The 5,247-nt window shown below is 66.3% G+C and carries 5 protein-coding genes and 1 pseudogene; 3 read left to right on the plus strand and 3 right to left on the minus strand.

Annotated elements, in window-relative coordinates; translation table 11 throughout:
- Positions 1 to 556 (plus strand): DUF6596 domain-containing protein (locus tag KDB67_RS06385; protein WP_366851860.1); only part of this gene is annotated, 556 nt, incomplete at its 5' end.
- Here the strand turns inward: KDB67_RS06385 and KDB67_RS06390 are convergent.
- Entirely contained in the window at positions 494 to 1,282 is a 789-nt protein-coding gene (locus tag KDB67_RS06390; protein ID WP_291013820.1) for an MBL fold metallo-hydrolase, read from the minus strand. The genes KDB67_RS06385 and KDB67_RS06390 overlap by 63 nt on opposite strands.
- A gap of 93 nt (positions 1,283 to 1,375) precedes the next feature.
- Here KDB67_RS06390 and KDB67_RS06395 point away from each other — a divergent pair, with 93 nt between their 5' ends.
- Both KDB67_RS06395 and KDB67_RS06400 read left to right on the plus strand, forming a co-directional pair.
- Positions 1,376 to 2,362 (plus strand): helix-turn-helix domain-containing protein, encoded by a 987-nt coding sequence (locus tag KDB67_RS06395; protein WP_324383564.1) that lies wholly within the window; start codon positions 1,376 to 1,378, stop codon positions 2,360 to 2,362.
- A 182-nt stretch (positions 2,363 to 2,544) separates the two neighbouring features.
- The gene (locus KDB67_RS06400; RefSeq protein WP_291013823.1) at positions 2,545 to 3,195 is read left to right on the plus strand and encodes a Type 1 glutamine amidotransferase-like domain-containing protein; all 651 of its coding nucleotides are present in this window, start codon (positions 2,545 to 2,547) and stop codon (positions 3,193 to 3,195) included.
- 54 nt (positions 3,196 to 3,249) lie between these two features.
- Here the strand turns inward: KDB67_RS06400 and KDB67_RS06405 are convergent, their stop codons facing one another.
- Complete coding sequence (locus tag KDB67_RS06405; RefSeq protein ID WP_291013826.1) at positions 3,250 to 4,809, minus strand: hypothetical protein; 1,560 nt, start codon at positions 4,807 to 4,809, stop codon at positions 3,250 to 3,252.
- A gap of 118 nt (positions 4,810 to 4,927) precedes the next feature.
- Positions 4,928 to 5,247 (minus strand): annotated as a pseudogene (locus tag KDB67_RS06410) (NAD(P)/FAD-dependent oxidoreductase); the annotation flags it as partial.

The raw sequence follows: 5,247 nt of genomic DNA on the forward strand, positions 1-5,247 counted from the left end.
GCCGGACGGTGAGATCGTTCCGCTCGCCGAGCAGGACCGCTCACGCTGGGACACCGCGATGATCACCGAGGGCGTCGGCATCCTGCAGCGGACGCTGGCGCGCGACCGGCTCGGCGAGTATCAGGCGCAGGCCGCTATCGCCGCCTTACACGACGACGCCGCCCACGCCGGAGAAACCGACTGGCCGCAGATCGCGTCCTGGTACGACGAGTTGCTGCGTTTCTCCGGCGGAATGGTGGTCCTGCTCAACCGGGCCGTCGCGATCGGTGAGGCCGACGGACCGCAGGCGGGTTTGACGGCACTCGACGGCGTCGCAGCCGGTACGCCGCGGCGTGACGCCGTCGCCGCGCACCTCCATGAACGGGCCGGTGACCTGGCCACCGCGGCCACGCTGTACTCGACGGCCGCACGCGCGGCGACCAATCAGGCCGAAATGTTCCACCTGACCAAACAGGCCGCCCGGCTCAACCGGATTCTCGCCGAGAACCCACACTCAGACCGTCACCTCTGTCGGCGTACCTGGTTCCAACCACAGCACCGAACCACCGAGTTCTGAACTTGCGAGGATGTCACGCGCCGCCGACTGATCCTGCCGGAAGTGCTTCCACCCCTCGCAATGAACAGGAACGATGGTCTGCGGATTCAGCTGCCGGCCGAGGTGGACGGCATCCTCGGCGGTCATCGTGTAGCGCAACGGCCCGCTGATCGGGAACCGGACACCGCCCAGGTGGATCACGGCGGTGCCGACGGTGAAACGCCGCCCCACCTCACGCACACCGTCGAACAGAACCGTGTCACCGGAGATCCACAGCACCCCGTTCTCCTGCCCCTTCCAGCGGAGGACGAAACCGATCACCGCGCCGACGATCGGTCTGCTGCCGGGTGGTCCGTGCCGGGCCGGTGTCGCGACGATCTCAAGAGTGGGCGCCCCCGACTTCGCCGATTCAACGCTTGCCCAGGGTGCCAATCCGACGGTATCCCCATGGCCGAGCCGTCGCTTCCCCGGAATCGTCGTCACCACCGTTCCGGCGCGCGACAGCATCTCCCGTCCGGCGTGGTCGAGGTTGTCGCCGTGATGGTCGTGACTGAGCAGCACGATGTCGATCGGGCCGATGTCGGTGGGTGCGATCGCCGGGCCCGCCAGTTTGCGGGATGTGGCGCCCCATCCGAAGTTCCAGTGTTCACCGGGCGGATCGAAGGTCGGATCGGTGAGAATCCGCCACCCGCCGACTTCGATGAGAACCGTCGGTCCCCCGATGTGTGTGATCGTCGCCCTGCTCATCCACAACTCCCCTGCTCATCTACAACTCTTGCCCGCCCCGCAGCGCGGTTGCCGTTTGGTACCAGTCTCGACGGGGAACGCCACCTACAGTGAGTGGCATATCTGCACACCTTCGATGAGTTCAGGACAGAATCGTTGCGTATCGCCGTCCACGCCTTCACCGGGATCACCCTGTTCCACCTCGCCGCACCGTTGCTCGTCTTCGGCGAGGTGTCACGGCAGATCCAGGACGCCGGCTGGTCGGTGCACGCATGGACATCCGAGGACGGTCCGGTGACCACCTGCGAAGGCCAGTCCCTCGGCAACCTGGCCGGCGCGGAGGCCGCCGACGACGCCGATCTCCTGGTCTTTCCGTCGTGGCCGATGGCATTCCCCGACCCCGGCGATGGGCTTCTCGAGGTGATCACCCGCGCTCATCGGCGTGGGGCGCGGATCGCCGGACTGTGCTTGGGGGCGTTCCCGGTCGCCGCGGCCGGCATCCTCGACGGATGGTCGGCGACCACGCACTGGGCCGCCGCGGAGTTCCTGGCACAGCGCTATCCGGACGTACAGGTCGATGCGGACTCGCTGTACATCGATCACGGCGACGTCTTGACCTCCGCCGGAACGGCTTCGGCGATCGATGCGAGTCTGCACATCGTGCGCTCTGAACTCGGATCCGACGTGGCGACATACATCGCCCGGTTCCTGGTGGTCGCGCCGCACCGGGATGGCGGTCAGGCACAGTACATTCACCGTCCGATCGTCACGCTCGAGGCCAGTCCGCTCGGAGACACCATCTCTTGGGCGCTCGGGCACCTCGATCAGCCGCTGACCGTCGAGGCATTGGCGGAGCGGTCGGCGATGAGCCCGAGAAACTTCTCCCGGCGTTTCCGTGAGATAACCGGGTTAAGCCCGGCGCGCTGGTTGCGGATGCAACGACTCGACGAAGCGCGAAGGCTGCTCGAGGTCACCACGTGGCCGATCGCCCGGGTGGCGGCCGAGTGCGGATTCCTCAGTGTCGTGACCTTTCGGCAGAACTTCGTCGCCCGCTACGGGACGACGCCGACCATATACCGGAGCCGGTTCAGCGGTCCGTAATCCGTTTCGCCCCTTGCTGATCAGGAGGGCTCCTGCCTGTTCGTGTATTCCTTGTCGAATACCGCTGCGTCAGAAGGTGAAAGGTCGTCACACGGCACCCGGCAATGACAGCGGATCGCACCGAGCGGATGCCCGGTGAGTAGGCTGGTCCGGGCGTCGGATGCGAAGACAGGAGCTGACACGTGAAGGCCTTGTTGTTGTCGTGGGGTGCGGGAGCGCTTCCGGGATTCCTTGACCGGCACACCGGAAAAGCACCGGCGGACATCCGGCTCGGCTATCTCAACGATGCGATGCTGCCCTTCGCCGGAGAGGACTTCGCCGGTACCGAGCATGGCCGCCTCGAAGAACTCGGCTACCGGCCCCGCACCATCACCGCGGGTGACATCGACTCCGCCGGCGAATTCGCCGCCATTCTCGACGAGCTCGACGCGCTGTATGTGTGCGGTGGCGAGACCTTCGTTCTGCTGGCCAATCTGCGTCGGCACGGACTCGACGACGTACTCGTCGACAAAGTCCTTGCCGGCGAAGGGAATTCGACATCGTTACCCTATATCGGGCTGTCCGCGGGAGCGGTGATCGCCGGTTCCAGCATCGAACCCGTGTCACTCATGGACGATCCGGCAAGTGCACCGGATCTCACCGACTATCGCGGTCTCGGTTTCATCGACACGGCGATCGTGCGCCACGCAGACAGCAAGGTCGACCTCTTCCCGCCGGAACTCTTCGTCAAGATCAATCAGACCTATTCGCCCCGGCATCAGCTGACCTTTCTCAACGACGACCAGGCAATCCTCGTGGAAGGCACGCAGACAACCGTCGTCGAATCCGTCTGATCGTCCGGTCGACGCCTGCGCAAACGTTGCCCTCAGTTCCGGATTCCAGAACTATCAGCAAGGTCTATTGCGTATTCCGTGTTCAACGGTCTCGCCCAGGTCGAACTGCGAAACATCGTCGGGGCGTGCGGGTTTCCCGTTCAGGGTCAGATTCCAGCAGGTACCTCGGAAGCGGAGCCGGGTGGCCGTCACCGACACCGGGTTGACGGTGAATCGTCCGGTTAGGTTCACCCTGACCCACGCCCGTACCCTCGGGTCCGCCTGATCGAGCCGATCCCAGGTGGCCTTCGGAACCTCCAGTGCCGCATTGCATTCGCGCGGGTCGTCGGTCAGGCCACGAGGGCGCGGCGACTGCCGCATGCCGTCGTAGGCGTGCAGCAGCAAGGTCAGCTCGGCGCCCCTGCCGACAGTGACGCGAACCTCGGTGGGCGTGCACGCCCAGTCGAAGGCGGCGATCTCGGCGGTCGCACCACCCATAGTGCCCAGGTAGCGGCGGGCCGGGCGGGTGATCGGGGTCGATGAGGCCGGCAGCGGACGTCCGGTCAAGGCCGCGCCGGTCCGGACGAACCGCCACTGCGAGGCGTCGATACGCTTCACCCACACACCGGTCGCGCCGGCATTGCGGCCTTCGACGCGCAGTTCGCGGTCACGGGCATCGAGTCCGGTCGAGACGATCGCCACCCGGTCGGTGAACGTGCCGGGCGGGGTGGGTTGGCGCTTCCAGTCGGGGATCGGCAACTGCCACGACGCCGGGTCGGCGGGCCTGCCGGTCCGCCAGGTGTACTTGCCGAGAACGGCATTGGCGCCGGTCAGATCGAAGTCGTACATCCGGGTGAAGAGCTCCCCCGACCTGGTCGCGACCAGCAGCGTCGAACCAGTCGCATCCATACCGGCCAACTGCGATGTGCCGGCGTTCGGCAGGCACACCTCGCGGCTGGAGTCCGTCGGCAACCACGGATCGAGATAGGTGATGCGGCGCCCCTGATCGAGCAGGAGAAACAGGGTGGCCACACCGATCGGCTGGTGGCGCCGCCCGGCACTGTCGGTGAAGGTGTCCGGCTTGGACAGGTCGGAAGTGGCGAACCGCACCAGGTCCGACGGCAGCCGGGCCCCCGAACCCATCCAGAGGTACGGTCCCCAACGCCACGTCCACCGGCCGGGATTCAGGTCGCCGCCCGGCATGCTGTGGCTGTACACCTGCCCGCCCGGGCCGACGGCGAGCAGCAGATTCCGGTCGGCGGAGATTCCGGTGAGCTTGCCGCGCAGGCACTCCGGCAGATTCACCTCACGCCAGATCGAACCCTTGTCGGGAACACCGTGTGTCGCCCGTCGCGCGAACAGGCGCCCCCCGCGCAGGGCGAGCGCATGATTCGCGGACACCGTGTTCCGGGTGTCCTTGAGCAGAATTCGCGACGGCAGTTTCAGCGCGGCCGGTGCGGGCGCACCCCACGTACCCTGCCCGGTGACGGCGGCCAGCGGCGGAGCCTGATCGTCGACACCCAGGACGCCGGTGGTTCCGAACACCAGCGGCAGGCAGGCGTGGTCGGTCGGCGGGCCGGACTCGATGCGCGGTGCACCGGGTGCGGCGTGCACCGGTGCGGCAGCGAACATCACCAGCAACACGAGACCGCAGACCGCGAAACGAATGGTCTGGAGCCCGAGTCGGTACACAGGCGTATTCAATCACGCCGCCGAACTCGCGGCCGAGAAGTTCCCGATCCGGCTACGAGACTCACCCCGCAGTGGTTGCCGGGCGTGTGCGCAGCGAATCCTCAAATCCCGGAATGAGTGGACGACAACCGGTTTCGGAGACAACGCGGTCAATGGTCTTCCGGATCGCCTTCGAGTCGATATAGCCTCGGTGCCGATCGGACCTGACCAGGGACAGGCCCCCGCTCAGATCGGGTGTGTCGTGGGCGATGAGGTCGTCGAACCGGGCGGCCAGTGCCGGATCCGAATCCTGCGCGGCCAGGTACTGGGCGATCAGGTTCGACACACTGTCGAACAGGGTGTACGCACTCGAGTTGGTCTCGATGTAGCCGAGGGTGAACA

This window comes from Gordonia sp. (in: high G+C Gram-positive bacteria), from assembly GCF_020438995.1.
In the GTDB taxonomy this organism is placed as follows: domain Bacteria; phylum Actinomycetota; class Actinomycetes; order Mycobacteriales; family Mycobacteriaceae; genus Gordonia.

Coding starts and splice junctions, on each gene's coding strand:
- KDB67_RS06390 (WP_291013820.1), bottom strand. CDS start 1,282: ATGAGCAGGGCGACGATCACACACATCGGGGGACCGACGGTTCTCATC.